This window comes from Streptomyces sp. NPDC050211 (assembly GCF_040656035.1).
In the GTDB taxonomy this organism is placed as follows: domain Bacteria; phylum Actinomycetota; class Actinomycetes; order Streptomycetales; family Streptomycetaceae; genus Streptomyces.
This window is the reverse complement of sequence record NZ_JBFALC010000045.1, coordinates 49,219-75,677: the sequence shown is the minus strand read 5'-3', so window position 1 is coordinate 75,677 and position 26,459 is coordinate 49,219. Positions and strand designations below refer to the sequence as shown.

Below are 26,459 nucleotides of genomic sequence, written 5' to 3'. Positions count from 1 at the left end.
GAATGCGGGTTTCCACATCTAATTGCACCGGTACGCCCTCGGGCGTCACCTCACCCCTTCGGTGGCGAGTCCGCGCCGACCGTCGTGGAACCGTCCGGGTGTTGTCCGCGTGTTGTCACGCTTGGCGGCGGGCTGTTCCGCTCACTTCACGGCCGGAGCATGGTCTGTCCATAGGGATCGTCCAAGGGCGGCCCGACTGATGTGGAGGTACACCATGTGTTCTCACCAGCGTTCGTGCCCCTCGGCCGACAGCAACGCCCCGCACATCGTCGCCGCCCACCCGGAGCAGGGCTGGAACCTGCTGTGCGACGGCGCGATCGTCTTCGACGACACCGGTGAACTGCTCCCCGACGGCCGCGTCGTGGCCCCCCACCGGGTGCCGGCGGAGCGCCTGGCCGTCGCCGCCTGACGGACTTCTACGGCAGTACGGCGAACCCGTCGAGCTCGATCAGCGCCTGTACGTCCCACAGGCGTACGACCTCCACGACCGCCATCGCCGGATAGTCCCGCCCGGCCAACCGGCGCCAGATGCCGCCCAGTTCGGCGGCGTGAGCGCGGTACTCGGCGACATCCGTGGCGTAGACGGTGACGCGGGCCAGGTCGGCCGGGGTGCCGCCCGCGGCGTGCAGGGCGGTGAGCAGGTTGGTGAGGGCCTGCTCGAACTGGACCGGGAGGGTGGAGCCGGTGACCTTGCCATCGGCGTCGAGGGCGGTCTGGCCGGCCAGGAAGACGAGGCGGGAGCCGGTGGCGACGACCGCGTGCGAGAAGCCGGTGGGCGGGGAGAGCTCGGGCGGATTGACTCGCTCGGCGGTCACGGGGCCTCTCCGATCGACGCGTACAACTCCTTGGCGATGATGCCCCGTTGGACCTCGCTCGCCCCCTCGTAGATACGTGGCGCGCGCACCTCCCGATAGAGGTGTTCGAGCAGGTGACCACGGCGCAGGGCGCGGGCTCCGTGCAACTGGACGGCCGCGTCGACGACATACTGCGCGGTCTCGGTGGCCAGCAGCTTCGCCATCGCCGCGTGCTTCGGGACGTCCGGGGCGCCTTCGTCGTACGCCGTCGCCGCCGCGTACACCATCAGACGGGCCGCCTCCGTGCGCAGCGCCATCTCCGCGACCTGGTGGGCGACGGTCTGCAGATCCCTCAACTTGCCGCCGAAGGCCTCCCGTCCGGCGGTGTGGGCGAGGGTGGCGTCCAGGGCGGCCTGCGCCATGCCGACCGCGAAGGCGCCGACGCTGGGCCGGAAGAGGTTCAGGGTGCCCATGGCCACGCGGAAGCCGCGGTCCACCTCGCCGAGCACGTCGTCCGCGGTGACTGGCACGGCGTCGAAGACCAGGCTGCCGATGGGGTGCGGGGACAGCATCTCCAGCGCGGCGCCGGTGAGGCCGGGACGGTCGGCGGGCACGAGGAAGGCGGTGACACCTCGGGCGCCGGTGCCGGGGGTGGTGCGCGCGAAGACGGTGTAGCAGTCGGCCTCGGGGGCGTTGGAGATCCAGCACTTCTCACCGGTGAGCCGCCAGCGGGAGGGGCCGTCGGGGGCGGCGAGGGGTGAGGCGTCGAGGGCGGGGGCGGGCGAGCCGTCCGGTCGGGCGGCCTCCGGGTCCGCTTCCGCCCGTAGCGCCAGTGCCCCCGCGTCCGACCCCGCCCCCGGCTCGCTCAGCGCGAAGGCGGCGACCGCCGTGCCCTCGCTCACCCGGGGCAGCCAGTGGGCGCGCTGGGCCGGGGTGCCGTAGGCGTGGACGGGGTGGGCGCCGAGGCCCTGGAGGGCGAGGGCGGTCTCGGCCTCGGTGCAGGCGTACGCGAGGGACTCGCGCATCAGGCAGAGATCGACCGCACCGGAGGTGAACAGCCGCTCCAGCAGCCCCAGTCGGCCCAGCTCCGCCACGAGCGCACGGTTGACCCGGCCCGGCTCGCCCTTCTCCGCGAGCGGCCGCAGCCGTTCGGCGGCCAGCGTGCGCAGCTCGGCACACCAGGCGATCTGTCGCGGTTCGAGTGAGAATGCGGACATCGCCGGTCCCCTCTCCCGTTCGTCTCCCCCGACGGTATCGCGCACCGTTGACTGCCGTCACCAACACGATACGCTCGTTGCGCGAGCCCACCACGACAAGGGGGCGAACCGCCATGGACAACCCGGACGCCGGCGTCACCGCGCGGCCGACGACCTCGGCCCACGTCGACTCCTTCGCGCGCGAGCATCTGCCACCGCCCGACCAGTGGCCCGAGCTGCGCTTCGATCTGCCGGAGCTGCGTTACCCCGATCGGCTGAACTGCGCCGCCGAACTGCTCGCCGGGCCGGACGACGACCGGCCGGTGTTCCACACGCCGAACGGCGACACATGGTCGTACGGCACACTGCGCGCCCGCGTCGACCGGCTCGCGCATCTGCTCACCGGTGACCTGGGCGTCGTACCCGGCAACCGCGTCCTGTTGCGCGGCCCCACCACTCCCTGGCTGGCCGCCTGCTGGCTGGCGGTGCTGAAGGCGGGCGCGGTCGCGGTGACCGTGCTGGCCCAGCAGCGTCCGCACGAGCTGAGGACCATGTGCGAGATCGCCGAGGTGCGGCACGCGCTGTGCGACATCCGGGCCGTGGACGACCTCGCCAAGGCCGAGATACCGGGGCTGCGCATCACGACGTACGGCGGCGACGCCCCGGACGACCTGCTGCACCGCACGGCGCCCGACACGCCGTACACGGCCGTGGACACCGCCGCCGACGACGTGGCGCTGATCGCCTTCACCTCCGGCACCACCGGCCGCCCCAAGGGGTGCATGCACTTCCACCGGGATGTGCTCGCGATAGCGGACACCTTCTCCAAGCATGTGCTGCGCCCACATGTGGGCGATGTCTTCGCCGGCAGTCCCCCGCTCGGCTTCACCTTCGGGCTCGGCGGTCTGGTGATCTTCCCGATGCGGGCCGGCGCGAGCGCGCTGCTGCTCGAACAGGCTGGCCCCAAGCAGCTGTTGCCCGCGATCGCCGAGCACCGGGTCTCGGTGCTGTTCACCGCGCCGACGGCGTACCGCGTGATGCTCGACGAGCTCGACGCGTACGACATCTCCTCGCTGCGCCGCTGTGTCTCCGCCGGCGAGAACCTGCCCGCCGCCACCTGGCGGGCCTGGCACGAGCGCACCGGGCTGCGCATCATCAACGGCATCGGCGCCACCGAGCTGCTGCACATCTTCATCTCGGCGGCCGACGAGCACATCCGGCCGGGGACGACGGGAGTTCCCGTACCGGGGTGGCACGCGCGCGTGGTCGACGAGAACGGTGCGGAGCTGCCCGACGGCGAGCCGGGACTGCTCGCGGTGCGCGGGCCGGTCGGCTGCCGGTATCTCGCCGACCCGCGGCAGCGGGAGTACGTGCGCGGCGGCTGGAACATCACGGGTGACACCTACGTGCGCGAGGTTGACGGCTACTTCCGCTATGTGGCCCGCGCGGACGACATGATCATCTCGGCCGGGTACAACATCGCGGGACCCGAGGTGGAGGACGCGCTGCTGCGTCACCCGGATGTGCTGGAGGCGGCCGTCGTGGGGCGGTCCGACGAGGCGCGCGGACAGGTCGTGGTGGCGTACGCCGTGCTCAGGGAGGGCGCGCGACGGGACCCCGAGGCGCTCCGCGACTTCGTGAAGGCGGAACTCGCGCCCTACAAGTGCCCACGCGAGGTCGTCTTCCTGGACGCGCTGCCGCGCACCGCGACCGGCAAACTCCAGCGCTTCAGGCTGCGCGCCGAGGGCGACCGCGACTTGGGGCGGCGCACCGAAGGTGACCAGCGGTGATATCGACGACCTAAGATGATCAACGTGTCCGACCAGCATGCTCCACGGTCCCTGATCGTCACGCTCTACGGCGCGTACGGCCGCCATATGCCCGGCCCGGTGCCCGTCGCCGAGCTGATCCGGCTGCTCGCCGCGGTGGGCGTGGACGCGCCCTCCGTACGCTCGTCGGTGTCACGTCTCAAACGGCGCGGGCTGCTGGTACCGGCCCGTACGGCGCAGGGCGCGGCCGGGTACGAACTGTCGCCGGACGCCCGCCAGTTGCTCGACGACGGCGACCGGCGCATCTACGCCACCACGGCACCCGAGGACACCGGCTGGGTGCTCGCCGTGTTCTCGGTGCCGGAGTCGGAGCGGCAGAAGCGGCATGTGCTGCGCTCACGGCTGGCCGGTCTCGGCTTCGGCACCGCGGCCCCGGGGGTGTGGATCGCGCCGGCCCGGCTGTACGAGGAGGCCCGGCACACCCTCCAGCGGCTGCGGCTCGACCCGTACGTCGACTTCTTCCGCGGCGACCACCTCGGCTACGCGCCGACCGCGGAGGCCGTCGCCCGCTGGTGGGACCTGGCCGCGATCGCCAAGCAGCACGAGGCGTTCCTCGACCGCCACGCGCGCGTGCTGCACGACTGGGAGCAACGGGCGGACACCCCGCCCGAGGAGGCCTACCGCGACTATCTGCTCGCCCTGGACTCCTGGCGCCATCTCCCTTACGCCGACCCGGGACTGCCCGCGCATCTGCTCCCCGCCGACTGGCCGGGCGCCCGCTCCGCGGCGGTGTTCCGAGGCCTCCACGAGCGGCTGCGGGACGCGGGAGCCGGCTTCGCGGGCGTGTGACCTCACCCACGGAATTGTGTGATCCCACCCACATCATGCGTCACTAATGGAACCCTTAGGTTCTTCTATCGCTCTTCTCAAAGTTCTTACCTAGCGTCCACTCAGCACGCCGGGTAAGGAAAGAGGATTCTGACGCATGACCACCACGGCAAGGGCTCAGGGAGCCACCGTCTGGCTCACCGGGCTGCCGAGTGCGGGCAAGACGACGATCGCCCGGCATCTCGGTGAGCGACTGAAGGCCGAGGGACATCGCGTGGAAGTCCTCGACGGCGACGAGATAAGGCGTTTCCTCTCCGCCGGCCTGGGCTTCTCCCGCGAGGACCGCAACACGAACGTGCAACGCATCGGCCTGGTCTCCGAGGTCCTCGCCCGCAACGGCGTGCTCTCGGTCGTCCCGGTGATCGCGCCGTACGCCGACAGCCGCGAGGCGGTGCGCAAGCGGCACGAGGCGAGCGACACCCCGTACATCGAGGTGCATGTCGCCACCCCGGTCGAGGTGTGCAGCGAGCGGGACGTGAAGGGCCTGTACGCCAGGCAGGCCGTTGGCCGGCTGACCGGGCTGACCGGCGTCGACGACCCGTACGAGCCGCCCACGGACGCGGCGCTGGTGCTGCCGACGCAGGACCAGACGCCCCAGGAATCCGCGGACGCGGTGTACGCGGTGCTGGCGGAGCGGGGGCTGGTGTGACCGGGTTCAGCCTCTCTCACCTCGACGCCCTGGAGTCCGAGGGCGTGCACATCCTCCGTGAGGTGGCGGGCGAGTTCGAGCGGCCGGTGATCCTCTTCTCCGGCGGCAAGGACTCCATCGTCATGCTGCATCTGGCGCTGAAGGCGTTCGCCCCCGCGGCGATCCCCTTCTCGCTGCTGCACGTGGACACCGGGCACAACTTCCCCGAGGTCCTCGACTACCGCGACCGTGTGGTGGCCGCACATGGGCTGCGCCTCCATGTGGCCTCCGTGCAGGACTACATCGACCGGGGTGTGCTGCGCGAACGTCCCGACGGGACGCGGAATCCGCTGCAGACGCTGCCGCTGACCGAGAAGATCCAGGCGGAGAAGTTCGACGCCGTCTTCGGCGGCGGGCGGCGGGACGAGGAGAAGGCCCGCGCCAAGGAGCGGGTGTTCTCGCTGCGGGACGAGTTCTCGCAGTGGGACCCGCGCCGCCAGCGCCCCGAGCTGTGGAACCTCTACAACGGCCGCCACGCACCCGGCGAACACGTGCGCGTGTTCCCGCTGTCCAACTGGACCGAGCTGGACGTGTGGCAGTACATCGCCCGCGAAGGCATCGAACTGCCCGAGATCTACTTCGCGCACGAGCGGGAGGTGTTCCAGCGGGGCGGCATGTGGCTGACCGCCAGCGAGTGGGGCGGGCCGAAGGCGACAGAGACGGTGGAGAAGCGGCGGGTCCGGTACCGCACCGTGGGCGACATGTCCTGCACCGGCGCCGTCGACTCCGACGCCGACACCATCGAGAAGGTCATCGCCGAGATCGCCGCGTCCCGGCTCACCGAGCGCGGCGCCACCCGCGCCGACGACAAGCTCTCCGAGGCCGCGATGGAAGACCGTAAGCGCGAGGGGTACTTCTAAGCATGAGCACCACCATCGACACCCTGCGTTTCGCGACGGCGGGCTCGGTCGACGACGGCAAGTCCACGCTCGTCGGACGCCTGCTGCACGACTCCAAGTCGATCCTCACGGACCAGCTGGAGGCCGTCGAGCACGCCTCCCGCAACCGCGGCCAGGACGCCCCGGACCTGGCGCTGCTCACGGACGGCCTGCGCGCCGAGCGCGAGCAGGGCATCACCATCGACGTGGCCTACCGCTACTTCGCCACCCCCAAGCGCCGCTTCATCCTCGCCGACACCCCCGGCCATGTGCAGTACACCCGCAACATGGTCACCGGCGCCTCCACCGCCGAGCTGACGGTCATCCTGATCGACGCCCGCAACGGCGTCGTCGAGCAGACCCGCCGGCACGCGGCGCTGGCCGCGCTGCTGCGGGTTCCGCATGTGGTCCTCGCCGTCAACAAGATGGACCTCGTCGGGTACGAGGAAAAGGAGTTCGAGCGCATCGTCGAGGACTTCGCGGGCCACGCCGCCGAGCTGGGCCTGCCCGGCTTCACGCCGATCCCGGTCTCGGCGCTCGTCGGCGACAACGTGGTGGACCGCTCGGCGCACATGGACTGGTACCGGGGTCCGGCGCTGCTGGAGTTCCTGGAGCACGTGCCCGTCGGCACCGACGCCGCCGACGCCCCGGCCCGCTTTCCCGTCCAGTACGTCATCCGGGACGGCGAAGTCCGCCACTACGCCGGGCAGTTGGTGTCGGGCTCGCTGCGGGTCGGCGACCGGGTCACGGTCCACCCTTCCGGCGAGATCTCGGAGATCACCGGCATCGACGTCCTCGGAGTCGCTCACGACACGGCCCGGGCGCCGCAGTCGATCAGCATCCGCCTGGCCGAGCAGCGGGACGTCTCGCGTGGCGTCATGATCACCGCCGGGGTCGATGTCCCGGCGCTCACGAAGGACGTCCGGGCGGCCGTGTGCCATCTGGCCGACCGCCCGCTGCGGGTCGGCGACCGGGTCCTGGTCCGGCACACGACCCGGACCGTGAAGGCGATCGTCAAGGACCTCGGTGGGGCGGGCGAGTTGAGCGCCAACGACCTGGGCCGCATCACCCTGCGCACCGCCGAGCCGCTCGCGCTCGACGACTACGCGGTGTCGCGGCGGACCGGCGCGTTCATCCTGATCGACCCGGCGGACGGCGCGACGCTGACCGCGGGGATGGTCGAGCTGTAGCCAACCGGCATCAGCGCGCCCTCAAGTGCCCAGCGTCAGCCGGGGCTTGGGGGCGTCCGTGCGTCCGGTCTGCGGACGGCGGCTGCCCGCCCGGTACGGTGCCGGCCAGACGACGCCGGGACCGTCGTAGCCCTGCTCGGCCGCCGCGTGCAGCGTCCAGTGCGGGTCGTAGAGGTGGGGGCGGGCGAGTGCGCACAGGTCCGTGCGCCCGGCCAGGATCAGCGAGTTGACGTCGTCCCAGGAGGAGATCGCGCCGACGGCGATCACGGGGATGCCGGTCTCGTGGCGGATGCGGTCGGCGTACGGCGTCTGGTACGACCGTCCGAACTCCGGCCGCTCCTCGGCGACGACCTGCCCGGTCGACACGTCGATCGCGTCGGCGCCGTGCGCGGCGAAGGCGCGGGCGATCGCCACGGCCTCCTCGCCGCTGGTGCCGCCCTCGGCCCAGTCGGTGGCCGAGATCCGGACGGTCATGGGCCGCTCCTCGGGCCACACTCCCCGTACGGCGTCGAAGACTTCCAGCGGGAAGCGGAGCCGTTTCGCGAGCGTGCCGCCGTAGGCGTCGGTGCGGCGGTTGGTCAGCGGGGAGAGGAAGCCGGAGAGCAAGTAGCCGTGGGCGCAGTGCAGTTCGAGGAGGTCGAAGCCGGCGCGGGCGGCACGCCAGGCGGCGGCCGTGAATTGCTCGCGGATGTCGGTGAGTTGGGCGCGGGACAGCTCGCGGGGAATCTGGCCCTGCGGTTTGTACGGCATCGGGGACGCGGCCACGAGCGGCCAGTTGCCGTCCTCCAGCGGCTCGTCCATGCCCTCCCACATCAGCTTGGTCGAGCCCTTGCGTCCGGAGTGGCCGAGCTGGACGCCGATCGCGGTGCCGGGCGCCTGGGCGTGTACGAACTCGGTGATCCGTTTCCAGGACTCGGCCTGCTTGCCGGTGTAGAGGCCGGTGCAGCCCGGGGTGATCCGGCCCTCCGCGCTCACGCACACCATCTCGGTCATCACCAGAGCGGCGCCGCCGAGCGCCCGTGCGCCCAGGTGGACGAGGTGGAAGTCGCCGGGGACGCCGTCGACGGCCGAGTACATGTCCATCGGCGACACCACGACCCGGTTGCGCAGCGTCAGGCCGCGCAGCCGGAACGGCGTGAACATCGGCGGCGTACCGGGCGGGCAGCCGAACTCGCGCTCCACGGACTCGGTGAAGTGGGCGTCGCGCAGCCGCAGGTTGTCGTGGGTGACACGGCGGCTGCGGGTGAGCAGGTTGAAGGCGAACTGGCGGGGCGGCTGGTCGAGAAAGCGGGCGATGTTCTCGAACCACTCCAGGCTGGCGCGGGCGGCACGCTGGGTCGAGGCGACGACCGGGCGCCGCTCCTCCTCGTAGGCCTCCAACGCGCGCTCCAGCGTGGGCTGTTCCTCCAGACAGGCTACCAGTGCCAGGGCGTCCTCGACCGCGAGCTTGGTGCCGGAGCCGATGGAGAAGTGTGCGGTGTGGGCGGCGTCGCCCAGCAGCACCACGTTCCCGTGCGACCAGCGTTCGTTGACCACCGTACGGAACGTGGTCCACGCCGACTTGTTGGACCTCAACGGGCGACCGCCGAGCGCTTCCGCGAAGTTCTTGGCGCAGCGTTCGACGGACTCCTGCTCGTCGAGCTCCGCGAAGCCTGCTGCCTGCCAGACCTCTTCGCGCATTTCGATGATCACGGTGGAGGCGTCGGGCGCGTAGGGGTAGCCGTGGAGTTGCATCACGCCGTGTTCGGTTTCGGCGATCTCGAAGCGGAAGGCGTCGAAGGCGAAGTCGGCCGCCAGCCAGATGTAGCGGCAGTGGTGGGTGTCCACATGGGGGCGGAACACATGGGCGTAGGCCTCACGGGTGGTGCTGTGCACACCGTCGGCGGCGATGACGAGGTCGTATGTCTCCGCCAGCCAGGCCGGGTAGGGGGCTTCCGCCCGGAAGCGGAGGTCGATGCCGAGGGTGCGGCAGCGTTCGTGCAGGACTTCGAGGAGCCGTTTTCTGCCGAGGGCGGCGAAACCGTGGCCTCCGGAGGTGTGGCGGGTGCCTCGGTGGACGATGTCGATGTCGTCCCAGCGGATGAAGTGTTTTTGGAGGGCCTCGTAGACGACTGGGTCGGCGTGTTCTATGCCGCCGAGGGTTTCGTCGGAGAGGACTACTCCGAAGCCGAAGGTGTCGTTGGGGGCGTTGCGTTCCCAGACGGTTACTTCTCGGGCAGGGTCTAGGCGTTTGAGCAACGCGGCTGCGTAGAGGCCGCCGGGGCCGCCGCCGACGATCGCCACGCGTAGGGGGTGGTTGCTCGTCTTCGGCGGCTGCGGGTTCGTTGTGGCTTGTCGCGCAGTTCCCCGCGCCCCTGAGGTTGGCACAGTCCCCTCGGTCGAGAACATAGCTACCTCCCCTGCCATTTCGGGGGGCGCTTTTCCTTGAAGGCCGCGTGGAACTCTGCGTAGTCGTCGCCGTTCATCAGCAGGGCCTGTGTGGAGGCGTCCAGCTCGATCGAGGCGGACAGGGGCATGTCCAGTTCGGCGGTGAGGAGGGCCTTTGTCTGGGCGTACGCCAGGGCCGGGCCCTCGGCCAAGCGGCGGGCTAGGGTGTGGGCGGCCTCGTCGACGCGACCCTCGTCCGTCAGTTCGCTGATCAGGCCGATGCGCTCGGCTTCCGCTGCCCGTACCGGCTCCCCCAGCATGAGCAGGCGGGTCGCGTGACCGAGGCCGACGACCCTGGGCAGCAGATAGGCCGCGCCCATGTCGCCCCCGGACAGGCCGACCCTCGTGAACAGGAAGGCGAAGCGGGCGCTGGGGTCGGCGACGCGGAAGTCGGCGGCCAGGGCGAGGACCGCGCCGGCGCCGGCGGCCACGCCGTGCACGGCCGCGATCACCGGGTACGGGCACTCGCGTACGGCACGGACCACCTGCCCGGTCATCCGGTTGAAGTCGAGGAGCTGGGCGGTGTCCATGGCGAGGGTGGCGCCGATGATCTCGTCGACGTCGCCGCCGGAGCAGAAGCCGCGTCCCTCGCCGGCCAGCACCAGCGCGCGGACGGCCCGCTCCCGGGACAGCTCGGCGAGCAGGTCGCGCAGGTCGGCGTAGGCGCCGAAGGTGAGGGCGTTGAGTTTCTCGGGGCGGGCGAGGGTGACGGTGGCGACGCCGTCGGTGAGCTCGACCCGCAGGTGCTGCCAGTCGGAGGTGCGGGCGGCCGAGCCGGTGAAGGGACTCATGACGTGGGGCCTCCTCGGGCGACGTTGCCTCACGGGGCTCTGCCCTTCGAAGTTATCACCCATATGTGACTGTCGTCATGAGGGCGCGATAGAGGGGGGTGGCACCGTAGTTGTTACGGGTAACCGGCCTCTGTCACATCCGTCACGGGACAGCACGGATCGGCGACGGCGCGGTAACGGCGGGAGCAGCCGCGGTGGGCGGACCGTTGGGAGGGGTAAGCCGCTCGATACCGGGGCCGAAGGTCCCGTACGGCGCCCGTCGAGCGACTCTGCCGGAGGGCGCCGTACCATTCATATGGTTGAAAGCAGGACAGCCTGCTCATGAACGGAACCGCCTTGTACGAACGCCCCTCCGCCTCCGCCTCCTGGCGCATCGCGCTGCCGCACACCGCCGCGGCGGTGCCCGTGGCCCGCGCACTGGTCCGTACGGCGCTGGCCGAGCTGGAGCACGGGGCCGACTGCGACACCGCGGAACTGCTCACGGCCGAGCTGGTCGCCAACGCCGTCGAGCACACCGCCGGGAGCGGTCCGATAGAGCTTGTCGTGGAGCTGCTGCCGAGCGGCTGCCAGGTCGAGGTGCACGACCCGGACCCGGCACCTCCGGGCAACCTCACCCGCCCCCTCAACGGAGAGCCCGACCCCTGGCAGGAACACGGCCGAGGCCTCCTCCTCATCCGAGCCCTCAGCTCGTCCTGCGGCCACCGCCCCACAGACTCCGGCAAGGCGGTGTGGTTCAGACTGCCAACGGTGCCGCATCAGCGGCGGCCGGTCTGATCGACGCGTCACGCAAGCGTGGCGACCAGCACCGCCTTGATCGTGTGCAACCGATTCTCCGCCTCATCGAACACAACCGAGTGCGCCGACTCGAACACCTCATCCGTGACCTCCAGCGACTCCAGCCCGTGCCGCTCATAAATCTCGCGGCCGACCTTCGTGCCAAGGTCATGGAAGGCGGGCAGACAGTGCAGGAACTTGACGTCCGCGTTGCCCGTGGCGCGCAGCACATCCATGGTCACGGCGTACGCCGCCAGCGCGGCGATCCGCTCGTCCCAGACCTCCTTGGGCTCCCCCATGGACACCCAGACGTCGGTGGCGACGAAGTCGGCACCCAGGACCCCCTCGTCCACGGACTCCGTGAGCGTGATCCGCGCACCGCTGGTCTCGGCCAGCTTGCGGGCGTGGCCGACGATCTCCTCGGCGGGCCAGTAGGACCGGGGCGCGACGATCCGCACGTCCATGCCGAGCAGGGCTCCGGTCACCAGGTAGGAGTTGCCCATGTTGAAGCGGGCGTCGCCGAGGTAGGCGTAGGCGATCTCATGGACCGGCTTGCCGCAGTGCTCGGTCATGGTGAGCACGTCGGCCAGCATCTGCGTGGGGTGCCAGTCGTCGGTGAGCCCGTTGTAGACCGGCACGCCCGCATGCGCCGCGAGTTCCTCGACGGCGGCCTGGCTGTCACCCCGGTACTCGATCGCGTCGAACATCCGGCCGAGGACGCGCGCGGTGTCCTTCACCGACTCCTTGTGGCCCATCTGTGAGCCCGAAGGGTCGAGGTACGTCGTCGCAGCACCCTGGTCGGCCGCCGCGACCTCGAACGCGCAGCGGGTGCGCGTCGAGGTCTTCTCGAAGATCAGCGCGATGTTCTTCCCGCTCAGATACCGCGTCTCGGCCCCGGCCTTCTTGGCTGCCTTCAGCTCGGCGGACAGCGCGATCAGGGCAAGGAACTCCTCCTGGCCGAAGTCCAGCTCCTTGAGGAAGTGGCGGCCGGCGAGGGCGGTCGGGACTGTCGCCATGGGGGCGCTCCAGAGGTGCGATAACAAGACCTTTGGAAGTCTATACGACCACTGACATTTCTATACGGCCGCCCGCTCGACCGGACAGCTCATGCACCGCGGTCCACCCCTCCCCCGCCCCAGCTCGCTGCCCGGGATCTCGATCACCTCGATGCCCTGCTTGCGCAGATGCGTGTTGGTGGTGGCGTTGCGCTCGTAGGCGACGACGACACCCGGCTCGACGGCGAGGACGTTGCAGCCGTCGTCCCACTGCTCACGCTCGGCCGCGTGCACATCCTGGGTCGCGGTCAGGACGCGGATCTCGCTGAGGCCCAGCGCGGCGGCGATCGCGCGGTGCATGTGCTCCGGCGGATGGTCGGTGACCTTCAGCTCCTTGTCGGCGACGCCCGGTTCGATGGTGTACGAGCGGAGCATGCCGAGCCCCGCGTACTGGGTGAAGGTGTCGCCGTCGACCATCGTCATCACGGTGTCGAGGTGCATGAAGGCTCGCCGCTTGGGCATGTCGAGGGCCACGATCGTCTCGGCCGAGCCCGCGGCGAACAGCTTGTGGGCGAGCATCTCGACGGCCTGGGGGGTGGTCCGCTCACTCATGCCGATGAGGACAGCGCCGTTGCCGATCACCAGGACGTCGCCGCCCTCGATGGTGGACGGGTAGTCGGCCTGCCCCTCGGACCAGACGTGGAACGTTTCGTCACGGAACAGCGGATGGTGCCGGTAGATCGCCTCGAAGTGCACGGTCTCGCGCTGCCGGGCCGGCCATCTCATCGCGTTGACGGAGACGCCGTCGTAGATCCAGGCGGAGGTGTCGCGGGTGAAGAGGTGATTGGGCAGGGGGGCGAGCAGGAAGTCGTCGAGGTCCATGACATGGAAGCGGACGGAGGTCGGCTCCGGGTGGGCGTCGAGGAACTCGCGCTTGGTCATGCCGCCGACGAGCAGCTCGGCGAGCTCGGCGGCCGGCAGTGACTCGAAGGCGGCCCGGAGGTGATCGGTGGCGAGCACCCCGTACTCCTTCTCGTCGAAGACCCGGTCAAGTACGAGCGTCCGGGCCACCGGGATCGCCAGGGCCTCGGTGAGCAGATCGCCGAAGAGATGGACGGCGACACCGCGGTCGCGCAGCACATCGGCGAACCCGTCGTGCTCGGCGCGCGCCCGGCGCACCCAGAGCACGTCGTCGAAGAGGAGCGCGTCCTTGTTGCTGGGGGTGAGCCTTTTGAGCTCGAGATCCGGCCGGTGCAGGATGACGCGGCGCAGCCGCCCGGCCTCGGAGTCGACATGGAATCCCATGACTCCATCCTGACCATCGACGACCAGGTTCACCCCCTGCTTGACCGTTTCCCTTTTCGTCCTCTTGACGACAAGTAGGCTTCGCGCTTATCGTCTACATGACGAAAAAGAGGGGATCTCATGGCCGACATCACCCGGCGCCTGGGCTGGCGCCATCTGCGGGGCGCTCCGACGGCACACATCCACCACCACCGCTCCGGCAGGCTCGTGCACGACGGCCCGGGACTGAGCTTCTGGTACCGCTCCCTGACCGCCGCGCTCTCCGAGGTGCCCGTCGACGACCGCGAACTGGCGATGACCTTCCATGCCCGTACGTCCGACTTCCAGGACGTCGCAGTCCAGGCGACGGTCACCTACCGGATCGCCGACCCCGCCCTCGCCGCCGCCCGCCTCGACTTCTCCATCGACCCGGACACCGGCGCCTGGCGCGGCGCTCCCCTGGAGCAGCTGGGCACCCTGCTGACGGAGACGGCCCAGCAGCACGCGCTGGACGTCCTCGCCCGTACGTCGCTGTCGTCGGCGCTCGTGGACGGCGTGACGGCGGTGCGCGAACGCGTCGCGGCGGGCCTGGCGGCGGAACCCCGGCTGCCGGCCACGGGCATCGAGACGGTCGCCGTACGCGTGGTCGCCCTGCGCCCGGAGCCGGAGGTGGAGCGCGCCCTGCGCACCCCCGCCCGTGAGCAGATCCAGCAGGACGCCGACCGGGCGACGTACGAACGGCGTGCCGTGGCCGTCGAGCGGGAGCGGGCGATCGCCGAGAACGAGCTGGACAGCCGCATCGAACTCGCCCGCCGCGAGGAACAGTTGGTCGACCAGCGCGGCACGAACGCCCGCCGCGAGGCGGAGGAGCAGGCAGCGGCCGACGCGGTACGGGCGCAGGCCGAGGCGGCACGCACGGTGAAGCTGGCGGAGGCGGAGGCAGCCCGTTCCGTACGGCTGGCCCGCGCCGAGGCCGAGGGCGCGCGCGAGGTGGGTTCGGCGCGAGCCGAGGCACAGGCGGCCTGGCTGCGAGTCCACGCGGAGGTCGACGTGGCGACCCTGCACGCCCTGACCGGCACGCGCCTCGCGGAGAACCTCCCGCAGATCGACAGCGTGACCATCTCGCCGGACGTGCTCACGGGGCTGCTCGCCCGGCTCGGCCACGGGGAGCGGGCGTGAGTCTCGCCCCGCGGGCCGTACTCGTCCATCGCACCACGGAGTACGAGGAGCTGGTGGCCCGGCACGGCACGCACGGCCAGGCCGCCTTCTTCCTCCGCTCCCGCGGCCGGGACATCGAGGAGATCGCGGACCGCCATCGCCGCACGCGCAGGGCGCTGGCCGAGGTGACGTCTGCGATCCCGTTGACGTGGCGTCAGGCGCAGGTAGAGCGGGCCGACTTGGACCGATTCCTGTTCGCACCGGAGGACGTGGTGGTCGTGGTCGGGCAGGACGGCCTCGTGGCCAACGTGGCCAAATATCTGTCCGGACAGCCGGTGTTGGGATTCGACACGGACCCCGGACGCAACCCGGGCGTACTGGTGCGCCACCGCCCCCAGGACGCGGCGAAGCTGCTGACATCCAAAACGCCACCGGTCGACGAACTCACCATGGTCGAGGCGGTCGCCGACGACACCCAGCGCCTGGTCGCCCTCAACGAGATCTACCTGGGCGCGGCCGGACACCAGACCGCCCGCTACCGCCTGGGCCTCGACGACGACGGGGGTGTCGTCGAGGCCCAGGCCTCCTCCGGCGTGATCGTCGGCACCGGAACGGGGGCGACCGGATGGCTCCGGTCGGTGTGGCAGGAGCGAGGCGGGCAGCTGCGGTTGCCCGCCCCCTCCGAGGAACGGCTGCTCTGGTTCGTCCGGGAGGCCTGGCCGTCGCCCGCCACCGGGACGTCCCTGGTGGCCGGCGAGCTCTCAGGCCCCGGCCGCCTGCGTGTCACCGTCGAGTCCGAGCGGCTGATCGCCTTCGGGGACGGGATGGAGTCTGACGCCCTGGAACTGACGTGGGGGCAGTCGGTGCAGGTTGGAGTGTGCAGGGACCGGCTGCTGCTCGCGGGTTAGGGCGAGCCCGGTCACAACCGCGGGTCCACCGGCTCCGACTCCAGCGCCAGCACCCCGAACACCGCCTCGTGCACCCGCCACAGCGGCTCGCCCTCCGCCAGCCGGTCCAGTGCCTCCAGGCCCAGCGCGTACTCGCGGATCGCGAGGGAGCGCTTGTGGTTGAGGAAGCGGGAGCGGAGGCGGGCGAGGTTCTCGGGGCGGGTGTACTCGGGACCGTAGATGATCCGCAGGTACTCACGGCCCCGGCACTTGATGCCGGGCTGCACCAGACGGCCCTGTTCGCTGCGTACGACCGCGCCGATCGGCTTGACGACCATGCCCTCGCCGCCGCGTCCCGTCATCTCCAGCCACCAGTCGACGCCCGACTGCACCGACTCCGGGTCGGCGGTGTCGACGTACAGCCGGCGGGTGGTCTGGAGCAGGCCGGTGCTGTCGTGTTCGACGAGGCGGTCGAGCAGGATGAGCTGCTCGTCGTGCGGCAGGCCCGCGAGGCTGCGGCCCTGGACGGCGAGGATCTGGAAGGCGGCCAGGCGGACGCCGTCGAGGCCGTCCGTGGTCCAGCAGTAGCGGCGGTACGACTCCGTGAACGCGGCGGCGTCGGCGGCCCGTTCGCGCTGCCGCGCCAGCAGGTCCGTCACCTCCACGCCCCGCGCCGCCGCACCCTCCAGCGCGGCGAGCGCGCCCGGGAAGACCGCGCCGGACGCGGCGCCCACGGCCGCGTACTGCGACCGCAGCAGCCCGGACGCCTTCAGCGACCACGGCATCAACTCGGCGTCGAGCAACAGCCAGTCCGTCTCGAGTACGTCCCACAGGCCGGCCTGGGTCACGGCGGCCCGGACCCGGTCCAGGACCGACTCCGTCACCGAACCGTCGTCGAAGAACGGCCGTCCCGTGCGGGTGTAAAGGGACCCGGTGGGACCGTCCACGCCGAACCGCTTCCGCGCCGCCTCCGCGTCCCGGCACACCAGCGCCACCGCACGCGAACCCATGTGCTTCTCCTCGCACACGACCCGCGCGACGCCGTCCTCCCGGTACTGCGCGAAGGCCTCGGCCGGGTGCTCCAGGTAGCCCTCGACGTGCGAGGTGGCCGTCGGTGCCATGGTCGGCGGCAGGTACGGCAGCAGCCGCGGGTCGACGGCGAAGCGGCTCATGACCTCCAGGGCCGCCGCCGCGTTCTCCTCGCGGACCGCGATACGGCCCTGGTGCCGGGTCTCGACCACCCTGCGCCCCTGCACGTCGGCAAGGTCGAGCGGCCGTCCGTCGTGCCCGCCGGGCGCCTCGGTCCGCAGCGGCTTGGTCGGCTCGTACCAGACCCGCTCCGCCGGTACGTCGACCAGCTCCCGCTCCGGCCAGCGCAGCGCGGTCAGCTTGCCGCCGAAGACGGCGCCGGTGTCGAGGCAGATCGTGTTGTTGAGCCAGGTGGCCTCGGGCACGGGAGTGTGGCCGTAAACCACCGCCGCGCGGCCCCGGTAGTCCTCCGCCCACGGGTAGCGCACCGGCAGCCCGAACTCGTCCGTCTCGCCGGTGGTGTCGCCGTACAGCGCGTGCGAGCGCACCCGCCCAGAGGTGCGGCCGTGGTACTTCTCCGGCAGACCGGCGTGGCAGACGACCAGCCGGCCGCCGTCGAGGACGTAGTGGCTGACGAGTCCGTCAATGAACTCCCGTACCTGAGTGTGGAATTCCTCGGTCTCCCCCTCCATCTGCTCGATGGTTTCCGCGAGACCGTGGGTGTGCTGGACCTTGCGGCCCTTCAGGTAACGGCCGTACTTGTTCTCGTGGTTGCCCGGCACGCACAGTGCGTTCCCGGAGCCGACCATCGACATCACGCGGCGCAGTACGCCCGGGCTGTCCGGGCCGCGGTCGACGAGGTCGCCGACGAAGACGGCTGTGCGGCCGTCGGGGTGGACGCCGTCGGCATAACCCAACTTGCCGAGGAGGGACTCCAGTTCGGAGGCGCAGCCGTGGATGTCGCCGATGATGTCGAAGGGGCCGGTGAGGTGGGTCAGGTCGTTGAACCGCCTCCCGGTGACGATCGACGCGCTCTCGACCTCCTCGACGCCCCGGAGGATGTGCACCTTGCGGAAGCCCTCGCGCTCCAAGTGCCTCAGCGAGCGGCGGAGTTCGCGGGTGTGGCGCTGGATGACCCGGCGCGGCATGTCGGCGCGGTCGCTGCGGGCGGCGTTGCGCTCGGCGCACACCTCCTCGGGCACGTCGAGCACGATGGCTATGGGCAGCACGTCGTACTGCCGGGCCAGCTCGATCAGCTGGCGCCGGGAGTCCGACTGCACGCTGGTCGCGTCGACGACCGTACGGCGGCCCGCGGCGAGGCGCTTGCCCGCGATGTAGTGCAGGACGTCGAAGGCGTCGCGGGTGGCGGACTGGTCGTTCTCGTCGTCGGAGACCAGGCCGCGGCAGAAGTCGGAGGAGATGACCTCGGTGGGCTTGAAGTTCCTGCGGGCGAAGGTGGATTTGCCGGAGCCGGAGGCGCCGATGAGCACCACGAGGGAGAGGTCGGTGACGGGCAGGGTGCGTCCCGTGCGGGTCTCGGTCATGCGGCCTTCGCCTCCTTCTCGGTCACGGTCATCCTGGCTGTGCTCATTGAAAAAATGGCCATCTGCGTGGGCGGTCCCACCTCGGGGTCGTCGGGCCCCACGGGCACGAACTCCACGCCGTACCCGTGCCGTTCGGCGACGGCGTCGGCCCAGGTCCGGAACTCCTCGCGCGTCCACTCGAAGCGGTGGTCGCCGTGCCGGACGTGGCCGGCCGGGAGGGACTCCCAGCGGACGTTGTACTCGACGTTCGGGGTGGTCACGAGGACCGTCCGGGGGCGGGCGGAGCCGAAGACCGCGTACTCCAGGGCGGGCAGCCGGGGCAGGTCGAGGTGCTCGATGACCTCGCTGAGCACGGCGGCGTCGTAGCCCTTGAGGCGGTTGTCGGTGTAGGCGAGCGAGCCCTGGAAGAGCTTGACGCGGGAGGCCTGGCGTTCGCCCATGCGGTCCAGCTTGAGCCGGCGGGAGGCGATGGTGAGTGCCCGCATCGACACGTCGACGCCGACGATCTCGGTGAACCGCACGTCCTTGAGCAGCGCCTGCACCAACTGGCCCTGCCCGCAGCCGAGGTCGAGCACGCGGGCGGCGCCGGACGTGCCGAGCGCCGCGATGATGGCGTCCCGGCGCTGTACGGCGAGCGGGGTCGGCCGCTCCTCCGACTCGGTCTCCGCCTCCACCGCGTTGTCGATCTCCTCGACCTCGGTGTCGTCCGCCTCGGCCAGCCGCACCAGCTCCAGCCGCTCCATCGCCTGCCGGGTCAGCGACCAGCGCCGCGACAGATACCGGCTGGTGATCAGCTTCTGCTCCGGGTGCGCGGGCAGCCAGCCCTCACCCGCCCGCAGCAGCTTGTCGACCTCGTCGGGGGAGACCCAGTAGTGCTTGGCGTCGTCGAGGACGGGCAGCAGGACGTACAGGTGGCGCAGGGCCTCGGCGAGGGTGAGGGCCGAGGACTCCAGCACGAGACGGACGTACCGCGAGTCGCCCCACTCGGGGAACTGCGCATCCAGCGCCACGGGTTCGACGGTGACCGTCCACCCGAGCGGCTCGAAGAGACCGCGTACGAGGCCGGGGCCGCCGCGGGCGGGCAGCGCGGGTACCTCGATGCGCAACGGGCGTGCCTGCTGCGGGAGTTCGGGCCGTGCGGTGCAGGTGCCCTTCATCGCGCTGGAGAACACGCCGCTCAGGGCCACCGCGAGCAGTGAGGAGGCCGCGTACGGGCGGTCGTTCACGTACTGCGCGAGCGCCGCGTCGGGGGCGCCGCCCCGTCCCTTGCCCTTGCCGCGCCGGACCAGCGCCACCGCGTCGACCTCCAGCAGCAGCGCCGCCGTGCAGCGCTCGGCGTCCGCCTCGGGGTAGAGGACGTGCGCCGTGCCGTAGGACGTGGAGAACGCCTGCGCCTTCTCGGGATGCTTGTGCAGCAGGAAACCGAGGTCGGTGGCGGGGCGTTCTTCGGTGCCGGTGGTACTGATCGTCAGGAACACAGGGGCTCAGCCTTGGAATAGTGGTCTGAACTGCGGATACGCCCACCGTACAGAGCGGGCGTCGGCAGCACCCGGCGTTTTTCGCTAACCTCCCAGTCGCCCGGGCGTTCGAGGGGGTACGACGATCGCCCACGCAGGTCCACAAGCGGAGGCATCACGTGACAGACGCCGGATTACGCGCGACCCCCATCGACACCAGCAAGCCCCACTCGGCCCGCATGTACGACTACTTCCTCGGCGGGAAGGACAACTACCCGGTCGACGCGGAGGCGGGCGAGCAGGTGATCTCCCTGTTCCCCGCCGTGCGGGAGATGGCGCGGACCAACCGCTGGTTCATGCACCGCGCCTCGCGGCTGCTGGCCGAGCGGGGTGTCCGCCAGTTCCTCGACATCGGGACCGGAATCCCGACCGAGCCGAACCTCCACCAGATCGTGCAGGGGATCGTTCCGGGCGCCCGTGTGGTGTACGCGGACAATGACCCGATCGTCCTGCGGCACGCCGAGGCCCTGCTGCACAGCACACCCGAGGGCAGGACCGCCTACGTCCACGGCGACGTACGGGAACCGGGAAGAATCCTCGCGGCGGCACGCGAGACCCTCGACTTCACGGAGCCGATCGCCCTGTCCCTCGTGGCGCTGCTGCACCTGGTGGTGGACGAGGACGAACCCGGCCGGATCGTGCGCGAGTTGCTCGAACCCCTCGCACCCGGAAGCTACTTGACGCTGTCGCACGCCACGGGGGACTTCGACCCGGAGACCTGGCAGCGTGTCGTCGAGGTCTACCGCAAGGGCGGCACCCCCGCGCAGGTGCGGTCGCGCGACGAATTCGCCGCCTTCTTCGCGGGCCTCGACCTGCTGGACCCCGGCCTGACGCTCGCCGCGCACTGGCACCCCGAACTCGGCGAGGAACACGGAGGCGAGGAGATACCCCTGTACGTGGGGGTGGCCCGCAAGCCATGAGGGCTCGTCCGGCGGATCGGGCTCCACACTCTCCGAACCGCCGGACGACCGTTGCCCGGGACGTCCTACGGCAGCTGCGACTGGACCTCGGAGGAGATCAGGTCCAGGTGGTCCAGGTCGCCGAGATCGAGGATCTGGAGGTAGAGGCGCTGGGAGCCGATCTCCGCGTAGCGGCCGATCTTGTCGACGATCTCGGCCGGGGAGCCGGCCAGGCCGTTGGTCTTCAGGTCGTCCACCTCACGGCCGATCGCGGCGGCGCGGCGGGCGACCTCCGCGTCGTCCTTGCCGGCGCAGACGACGAGCGCATTGGAGTAGACCAGGTCGTCGCCCTTGCGCCCGGCCTTCTCCGCCGCCGCCCGAACGCGGCCGAACTGACGCTCGGCGTCCTCGGCCGACGCCCACGGCATGTTGAACTCGTCGGCATACTGGCCGGCGAGACGCGGCGTACGGGTCGCGCCCTGGCCGCCGATGAGTACCGGGATCTTGGCCTGTGCAGGCTTGGGCAGCGCGGGCGAATCGGTCAGGTCGTAGTACGTGCCATGGTGGCTGAAGGTCTGGCCGACCTCCGTCGCCCACAGGCCCGTGACGATCGCCAGCTGTTCTTCCAGGCGGGCGAACTTCTCCTTCGGGAACGGAATGCCGTACGCCTTGTGCTCCTCCTCGAACCAGCCCGCGCCCAGGCCCAGTTCAACACGGCCACCCGACATCTGGTCGACCTGCGCGACCTGAATGGCGAGCACACCGGGCAGCCGGAAGGTACCGGCGGTCATCAACGTGCCGAGCCGGATACGCCGCGTCTCCCGTGCCAGACCGGCGAGCGTGATCCAGGCGTCCGTGGGGCCGGGGAGCCCGTCGCCGGAGCCCATCTTGAGGTAATGGTCGGAGCGGAAAAGGGCATCGAACCCAAGATCCTCCGTGGCCTTGGCAACGGCGAGGAGGGTGTCATAGGTGGCGCCCTGCTGGGGCTCGGTAAAGATACGCAGATCCATACACCCATCCTGCACGCTCCAAGCCGCGTCGCCTGCAGCGCCCCAAAGGGGCGCGGGGCTGCATCTATATGCGGCTCCGCCGCGTGGGCGCGACCAGCCACAACGAACCCGCAGACAACCGACGGCCATAGGCACGTTCCGTGGAACTACCCCGCCTCCCTCTCCGGTAAGGCCTCCCCCATATCCCGATCCGTCAGCCGCCGCAGCATCTCCAGTACCCGGTCACGGGATTCGTCCGCCGCGTCGATCGCCTCCATGCACTGCCAGTACGTCCCTTCGTCACCCGCGGAGGAGGCGATACCGACCAGCGCGATACCCACCTCGCCGAGCAGACCGCCGAGATACATCAACGCCTGCCGGGCGTCGCCCAGTTCGGTGAGCTGGGCGGCACGCAGGTCGGCGTCGGGGACGTCCGGGCGGTCCAGGACACCGCAGCCTCTGCCCGCGAGCTCGGTCAACCCCAGTGCCTCGCCCCGTAGTTCGGGTGGACCGGCGACCGCGAGGCGGCTGCCTATCGCCTGCGCGAGGGCCTGTGCCTGCCACGCTTCCGCCATGGTCTGTGGCGCCTCGCCGCTCCCCGCGAGCGCGCGCCTGCTCGTCACGATGAGCCGCACCGCGTCCATGCGCTGCCCCAGTCTGTCCCGACGCGCTCGTCGCGCGTTCGCCCGAACTCCGCTGTCCACTACCCAGAGTGAGGTCCGACGGGACGAAAAGCCAGAGGAAGACGGAAATCTTCGGACAACGAATCGGATTCGGGCGGGCTTTTGACTACGGACAGTAAAAATGGAGTCGGGTCTCCTACTCGTCCCGCTCCCCCGCCGCCGGAAACCTCCGCTCGTTCCGGTCGATCTTCGCGTCCAGCGCGGCCAGCGGGTCGATGCCGAGGACCTCGCAGAGCTGCAGGAGATAGGCGAGCACATCGGCGACCTCGTCGGTGACCCGGTGCGCGGTGTCGGGGTCGTCCATGACGCGGGCCGACTCCTCGGGCGTCAACCACTGGAAGATCTCGACGAGTTCGGAGGCCTCCACGCTGAGCGCGGCGACGAGGTTCTTGGGGGTGTGGTACGGCTGCCAGTTCCGCGCGGCGGCGAACTCGGCCAGCCTGCGCTGCAGTTTCGCCAGGTCCAGGTCGTCAGTCACGCGTCAAGGTGTACCACCGTGACGCCGTCCGTCTCCGCGGCCCAGTACGCGTCGCTCACCGCGCCGACGAGGCGGATGTGCCCGCGCTCGCACATCCGCGTCGCCAGCCGCAGCAGGCCGTCGCGCTGCCGTGGGTCCAGGCAGTGGTCGAGCCCGTCGGCGAGGACGGTGAGCGTCTGCAATGCCGCGGGCACCTCTCCGGCGGGGTCGACCTCGAGGACACCGGGCCCGGTGAGCAGGACCAGCGTCAGCGCGAGGTGCCTCAACTCGCCGTCGCCGAGCCGTTCGAGGGCCGTGCGCGGGCCGTCGCCCCGGTCGAGTACGGCGCGGACCGTGCCGTCGCCGAGGGGTTCGGCGAGGACGTCCGCGACGGGTCCCGCGCATCCGGCGCGCACGGCCGCGACGAGTTGCGCGTGCCGTCGGCCGCATTCGGTGCGGGTGCGCCACAGTACGTCGGCGAGGTTGTCGCAGCCGCCGAGGAGCCGGCCGGAGCCGAGCGGCACGGGCCCGCGCATACGGTCGGGCCGTGGGTCGCAGGCGAAGACGGAGCGCAGGGCGACGACCATCTGCTCGGCGGCGGCGAGGACGCGGCGCTGTCCGTCCGTCTTGCCGGCCACCCGCAGCGGCAGCAGCGCGGTGCCGAGCCGGTCGTCCGGCAGCGGGGCGCGGGTGACGGGCGCCGACCCGGCGGTGTGCCAGGCGGCCTGTACGGCACGGCGCCCGGGGTCGCGCAGGGCGGTCTCCAGGAGGACGAGTCCCTCGGCGCTCAACCGCTCGCCCACGATGCGCAGTTCGGGCTCGGCCTGGACGGCGACATCGAGCCGGACCGGTCCCTCGGGACCGTCGGCCGTGCAGCCGATCCGGAAGCCGCGGCGGCGCTGCGCGTCCGGCCGGGCCCGCTCGGGAACGCAGGCGACCGGATCCGGGAACACCTCACCGAGCTCGGCCCCTCCACCGAGCCGCGCCAGCGCCTCGTACGCCCTGAGCGCAGTCGTCTTCCCGCAGCCGCTCCGGCCGGCGAACAGGGTGAGCGGTCCGAGCGGAAACCCGGCCCGCCGGTGCCCGGCGAACGCCGACAGCCGCAACTCGGTGACACAGGGCCGGTCGGGTCGGTTCCCGCCGGTCGCGGGCGCACAGGAAGGCGAGGACGAAGAGGACGCCGAAGACCTGGGAGTCCCCGGCGACACGGATGACGCGGGCATATCCGGACCGTAGGGCTCCGTCCGTCAGCCGAACCGTTCCGCCCCGTCCCGCTTCCTACGATCGAGGGATTGGCGCGGCGTCACGGGCCCGCCACGCCTTCCATCAGGCCGCTCACCTCGGTGCCCGGCGGCGTCAGCAGGAACACATTGCGGTCGACGCGATGCATTCCGCTCGCCAGGCCGAAGACGACGCCGGTGCTGAAGTCCAGGACACGCTTGGCGACTTCGGTCTCCGCTCCGGTCAGGTCGAGCAGCACCGGGATGCCCGCCATCAGCGTCTCGGCGACCTCGCGGGCGTCGCCGAAGACACTCACCCTCAGGACGACGAACCGGCGCCGCGGTTCGGTGTCCACGTCCGGAAGAGCACGGTGGCCCACCGCCGACGGCCAGGCATCGCGACCACGCAGCGGTACGACCTGGGCGAGCCCTTCCCACTGCTCGTCGGTGACGTCATGACCGTTCACCGGTTCCCCCCGAAGTGACTCGCCTTCAATGCCTGCACCAGCCAATTCTTACGCCACGCCACCCGTTCGGCCCAATCGCGACACGGTCCGAGCCAGCACATGACGAGCGTCACCCTTGTCCGATCATGCCGGGGTCACGCCTCTCTTACAGCGCTCACACCCGACTCTTCATCACCATCGGCACCCCACTCACCTGGCACGCCTACGGTCCGGTGGCGTGTACGTGGCAGAACGTATGGCTCCCCCACGGCAGGCACGGTCCGCGGTGTCCGCCCCCGACTCCCCGGCCCAGTGGCACCGCGTCCTGACCCTGCTGGCCGACATCAGCCTGTTCATCGGCACACGCGGGGTATGGACGACGGCGGCCGATCACCGGCTGCTCGTGGCGGCGGTGATCTCCGTCTGCTACGTCTCGATCCTCGTCTGCGCAGTACTCGCGCTGGTGGTCCGGCGGGCCCGGTCGCTCGCGTGGGTGGACGCGTGTGTGCTGGTCACGGCCGTGACGCTGACGCTGAGCGCGTATGCCGTGGCGCACGGCGGCTCGGACGAGGCGCTCCTGACCACCCAGGCCGCGAAGGAACTCGTCGCGGGACACCCCGTCTACGGGCAGCCCTGGCCATGGCTCTTCCGCCACGGCGTCGCCCTCACCCCGACGGTCACCGGCGGCTACGACCTCACTTACGGCTATCCCCCGCTGGCCCCGCTGCTGACCGCGCCCCTGCTGTGGGTCGGGCACGGCGCCCTCGCGGCCACCCTCGTGAGCACGGGCGCGCTGGTCGTCGGCGCCGTGGTGCTGTGGTGGATGCTGCCCGTGCCGTGGCGGTCGGCGGCGACCATGGTGTGCCTCGGTTTCGGGCTGCTGCCGTCGTACGGCCGGCTCGGCTACCCGGCGATCGTGGCGCTGGCCCTGCTGATCCCGGTGGTGGTGCGCTGGCCGCGGATCGGGCGGGGCGGGCGGCTCGGGGCGGCCGGGGTGGCGCGGGCCGCGTGTCTGGGGGCGGCGTGCGCGGCGCAGCAACTGCCGTGGTTCCTGGCGCCGTTCCTGCTGGCCGGGATCTATGCGGTACGGCGCGGGGAGCTGGGGTCGCGGGCGGCGACGCTGGTGCTGCTCAAGGTCGTCGGGGCCGCCGCCACCGTATGGCTGCTGATCAACACGTACTTCGTGGTGAGCGAGCCCGGCGACTGGGTCCGGGGCATCGCACTGCCGTTGACGCAGGGGGCGGTGCTGCACGGGCAGGGTCTGGTGGATGTCTCGCTGTACTTCACGGACGGCAGCGACCGGCTCGACTGGTACTCCCACGCGAGCCTGCTGCTGGCGGTCGGCCTACTGGCGCTGTTCGTGCTGTTCGTACGGCGGTTGGGGCCGGCGGCGACCGTGCTGCCGTGGTGTGCGTTCTATCTGGCGACGCGTTCGCAGGACGGTTACTACCTGATATTGACGCCGCTGTGGCTGGCTGCGGCGGTGACCGCACCCGCCTCGGAGTTCGCCGGGGCGTGGCAGCCGCACGCGCTGTCCGGTGCCGGGCGCCGTCCGGCGCGGATCGCGGCGACGGTGCTGCTGCTCGCCCCGGCGCTCGGGAGCACGGTCTGGGCGGCGACGGGGACGCCGCCGCTGCGGATGCAGGTGACTTCGGTGCGGCGGGCCTCGGCCGACACGGTCTCCCTGCTGGACGTCCGTGTCAGCAACGCGGGCGGCGGCGCGCTGTCGCCGCACTTCATGCTCACCACGGGCCAGGGCACGCACCCGTACTGGTCGATCGTGCGGGGCCCGGCGTCCCTGCCCGCCCACGCCACCGCTTCGTACGAACTCCGGCCTCCCGGAGGGGAGTTCCCGCTCCCCGGGCCGCGGGTGCGGATCCGGCTGCGTGCCTTCACCGCCGTACCGCAGACGCTGTCGAGTGCGGATGTGCGCCTGCGGATGGAGGGTTGACGTCC

The 26,459-nt window shown here is 71.0% G+C and carries 24 protein-coding genes; 11 read left to right on the top strand and 13 right to left on the bottom strand.

Annotated elements, in window-relative coordinates:
* Positions 1-214: 214 nt before the first annotated feature.
* On the top strand, positions 215-409 hold the full coding sequence (locus AB0I98_RS34120) for a DUF5999 family protein (RefSeq protein ID WP_362948684.1): 195 nt from the start codon (positions 215-217) through the stop codon (positions 407-409).
* A gap of 7 nt (positions 410-416) precedes the next feature.
* Here the strand turns inward: AB0I98_RS34120 and AB0I98_RS34115 are convergent, their stop codons facing one another.
* Both AB0I98_RS34115 and AB0I98_RS34110 read right to left on the bottom strand, forming a co-directional pair.
* The gene (locus AB0I98_RS34115; protein WP_362948682.1) at positions 417-815 is read right to left on the bottom strand and encodes a RidA family protein; all 399 of its coding nucleotides are present in this window, start codon (positions 813-815) and stop codon (positions 417-419) included.
* Entirely contained in the window at positions 812-2,011 is a 1,200-nt protein-coding gene (locus AB0I98_RS34110; RefSeq protein ID WP_362948680.1) for an acyl-CoA dehydrogenase, read from the bottom strand. Before AB0I98_RS34110 ends, AB0I98_RS34115 begins: the two co-directional genes overlap by 4 nt.
* A 113-nt stretch (positions 2,012-2,124) precedes the next feature.
* Here AB0I98_RS34110 and AB0I98_RS34105 point away from each other — a divergent pair, with 113 nt between their 5' ends.
* From AB0I98_RS34105 to AB0I98_RS34085, 5 genes are all read left to right on the top strand, one after another.
* On the top strand, positions 2,125-3,780 hold the full coding sequence (locus tag AB0I98_RS34105; RefSeq protein WP_362948678.1) for an AMP-binding protein: 1,656 nt from the start codon (positions 2,125-2,127) through the stop codon (positions 3,778-3,780).
* 15 nt (positions 3,781-3,795) lie between these two features.
* Entirely contained in the window at positions 3,796-4,608 is an 813-nt protein-coding gene (locus tag AB0I98_RS34100) for a PaaX family transcriptional regulator C-terminal domain-containing protein (protein ID WP_362948676.1), read from the top strand.
* 136 nt (positions 4,609-4,744) lie between these two features.
* Positions 4,745-5,296 (top strand): adenylyl-sulfate kinase, encoded by a 552-nt coding sequence (cysC, locus tag AB0I98_RS34095; protein WP_362948674.1) that lies wholly within the window; start codon positions 4,745-4,747, stop codon positions 5,294-5,296.
* Positions 5,293-6,195, top strand: a complete 903-nt coding sequence (cysD, locus tag AB0I98_RS34090; protein ID WP_362948672.1) for a sulfate adenylyltransferase subunit CysD — start codon at positions 5,293-5,295, stop codon at positions 6,193-6,195. Before cysC ends, cysD begins: the two co-directional genes overlap by 4 nt.
* A gap of 2 nt (positions 6,196-6,197) precedes the next feature.
* Positions 6,198-7,403 (top strand): GTP-binding protein, encoded by a 1,206-nt coding sequence (locus AB0I98_RS34085; protein WP_362948670.1) that lies wholly within the window; start codon positions 6,198-6,200, stop codon positions 7,401-7,403.
* A gap of 21 nt (positions 7,404-7,424) precedes the next feature.
* On the opposite strand, the gene AB0I98_RS34080 is transcribed toward AB0I98_RS34085, so the two are convergent.
* Both AB0I98_RS34080 and AB0I98_RS34075 read right to left on the bottom strand, forming a co-directional pair.
* Entirely contained in the window at positions 7,425-9,791 is a 2,367-nt protein-coding gene (locus tag AB0I98_RS34080) for a bifunctional salicylyl-CoA 5-hydroxylase/oxidoreductase (RefSeq protein WP_362948668.1), read from the bottom strand.
* A gap of 2 nt (positions 9,792-9,793) precedes the next feature.
* Positions 9,794-10,621, bottom strand: a complete 828-nt coding sequence (locus tag AB0I98_RS34075; protein WP_362948667.1) for an enoyl-CoA hydratase family protein — start codon at positions 10,619-10,621, stop codon at positions 9,794-9,796.
* A 321-nt stretch (positions 10,622-10,942) separates the two neighbouring features.
* Here AB0I98_RS34075 and AB0I98_RS34070 point away from each other — a divergent pair, with 321 nt between their 5' ends.
* Positions 10,943-11,395, top strand: coding sequence for an ATP-binding protein (locus AB0I98_RS34070; RefSeq protein ID WP_362948666.1), 453 nt, complete (start codon positions 10,943-10,945; stop codon positions 11,393-11,395).
* A gap of 8 nt (positions 11,396-11,403) precedes the next feature.
* On the opposite strand, the gene argF is transcribed toward AB0I98_RS34070, so the two are convergent.
* On the bottom strand, positions 11,404-12,411 hold the full coding sequence (argF, locus tag AB0I98_RS34065; RefSeq protein WP_362948664.1) for an ornithine carbamoyltransferase: 1,008 nt from the start codon (positions 12,409-12,411) through the stop codon (positions 11,404-11,406).
* 60 nt (positions 12,412-12,471) lie between these two features.
* Entirely contained in the window at positions 12,472-13,695 is a 1,224-nt protein-coding gene (locus AB0I98_RS34060) for an arginine deiminase (RefSeq protein WP_362948662.1), read from the bottom strand.
* A 120-nt stretch (positions 13,696-13,815) separates the two neighbouring features.
* On the opposite strand from AB0I98_RS34060, the gene AB0I98_RS34055 reads away from it, so the two are divergent.
* Together AB0I98_RS34055 and AB0I98_RS34050 are read left to right on the top strand one after the other, a co-directional pair.
* Complete coding sequence (locus AB0I98_RS34055) at positions 13,816-14,853, top strand: SPFH domain-containing protein (protein ID WP_362948660.1); 1,038 nt, start codon at positions 13,816-13,818, stop codon at positions 14,851-14,853.
* Positions 14,850-15,740: a hypothetical protein gene (locus AB0I98_RS34050; RefSeq protein WP_362948658.1), complete on the top strand. Its 891-nt coding sequence runs from the start codon at positions 14,850-14,852 to the stop codon at positions 15,738-15,740. The genes AB0I98_RS34055 and AB0I98_RS34050 overlap by 4 nt, the downstream gene beginning before the upstream one ends.
* Before the next feature lie 11 nt (positions 15,741-15,751).
* Here AB0I98_RS34050 and AB0I98_RS34045 read toward each other — a convergent pair whose 3' ends face one another.
* Positions 15,752-18,292 carry a polynucleotide kinase-phosphatase gene (locus tag AB0I98_RS34045; RefSeq protein ID WP_362948656.1) on the bottom strand — a complete coding sequence of 847 codons (2,541 nt, stop codon included), beginning with the start codon at positions 18,290-18,292 and terminating at the stop codon, positions 15,752-15,754.
* On the bottom strand, positions 18,289-19,770 hold the full coding sequence (locus AB0I98_RS34040) for a 3' terminal RNA ribose 2'-O-methyltransferase Hen1 (RefSeq protein ID WP_362948654.1): 1,482 nt from the start codon (positions 19,768-19,770) through the stop codon (positions 18,289-18,291). The genes AB0I98_RS34045 and AB0I98_RS34040 overlap by 4 nt, the downstream gene beginning before the upstream one ends.
* Positions 19,771-19,988: 218 nt before the next feature.
* Here AB0I98_RS34040 and AB0I98_RS34035 point away from each other — a divergent pair, with 218 nt between their 5' ends.
* Positions 19,989-20,729: an SAM-dependent methyltransferase gene (locus AB0I98_RS34035; RefSeq protein ID WP_362948702.1), complete on the top strand. Its 741-nt coding sequence runs from the start codon at positions 19,989-19,991 to the stop codon at positions 20,727-20,729.
* A 65-nt stretch (positions 20,730-20,794) separates the two neighbouring features.
* On the opposite strand, the gene AB0I98_RS34030 is transcribed toward AB0I98_RS34035, so the two are convergent.
* From AB0I98_RS34030 to AB0I98_RS34010, 5 genes are all read right to left on the bottom strand, one after another.
* Positions 20,795-21,718, bottom strand: a complete 924-nt coding sequence (locus AB0I98_RS34030) for an LLM class F420-dependent oxidoreductase (protein WP_362948652.1) — start codon at positions 21,716-21,718, stop codon at positions 20,795-20,797.
* 146 nt (positions 21,719-21,864) lie between these two features.
* Positions 21,865-22,341: a DUF6099 family protein gene (locus tag AB0I98_RS34025; protein WP_362948650.1), complete on the bottom strand. Its 477-nt coding sequence runs from the start codon at positions 22,339-22,341 to the stop codon at positions 21,865-21,867.
* 175 nt (positions 22,342-22,516) lie between these two features.
* Positions 22,517-22,858, bottom strand: a complete 342-nt coding sequence (locus tag AB0I98_RS34020; RefSeq protein WP_362948648.1) for a nucleotide pyrophosphohydrolase — start codon at positions 22,856-22,858, stop codon at positions 22,517-22,519.
* Positions 22,855-24,060 (bottom strand): ATP-binding protein, encoded by a 1,206-nt coding sequence (locus AB0I98_RS34015; protein WP_362948646.1) that lies wholly within the window; start codon positions 24,058-24,060, stop codon positions 22,855-22,857. Before AB0I98_RS34015 ends, AB0I98_RS34020 begins: the two co-directional genes overlap by 4 nt.
* A gap of 80 nt (positions 24,061-24,140) precedes the next feature.
* Complete coding sequence (locus AB0I98_RS34010; protein ID WP_362948644.1) at positions 24,141-24,524, bottom strand: cell division protein SepF; 384 nt, start codon at positions 24,522-24,524, stop codon at positions 24,141-24,143.
* Between the two features lie 235 nt (positions 24,525-24,759).
* Here AB0I98_RS34010 and AB0I98_RS34005 point away from each other — a divergent pair, with 235 nt between their 5' ends.
* The gene (locus tag AB0I98_RS34005; protein ID WP_362948701.1) at positions 24,760-26,454 is read left to right on the top strand and encodes a hypothetical protein; all 1,695 of its coding nucleotides are present in this window, start codon (positions 24,760-24,762) and stop codon (positions 26,452-26,454) included.
* Positions 26,455-26,459: the final 5 nt, after the last annotated feature.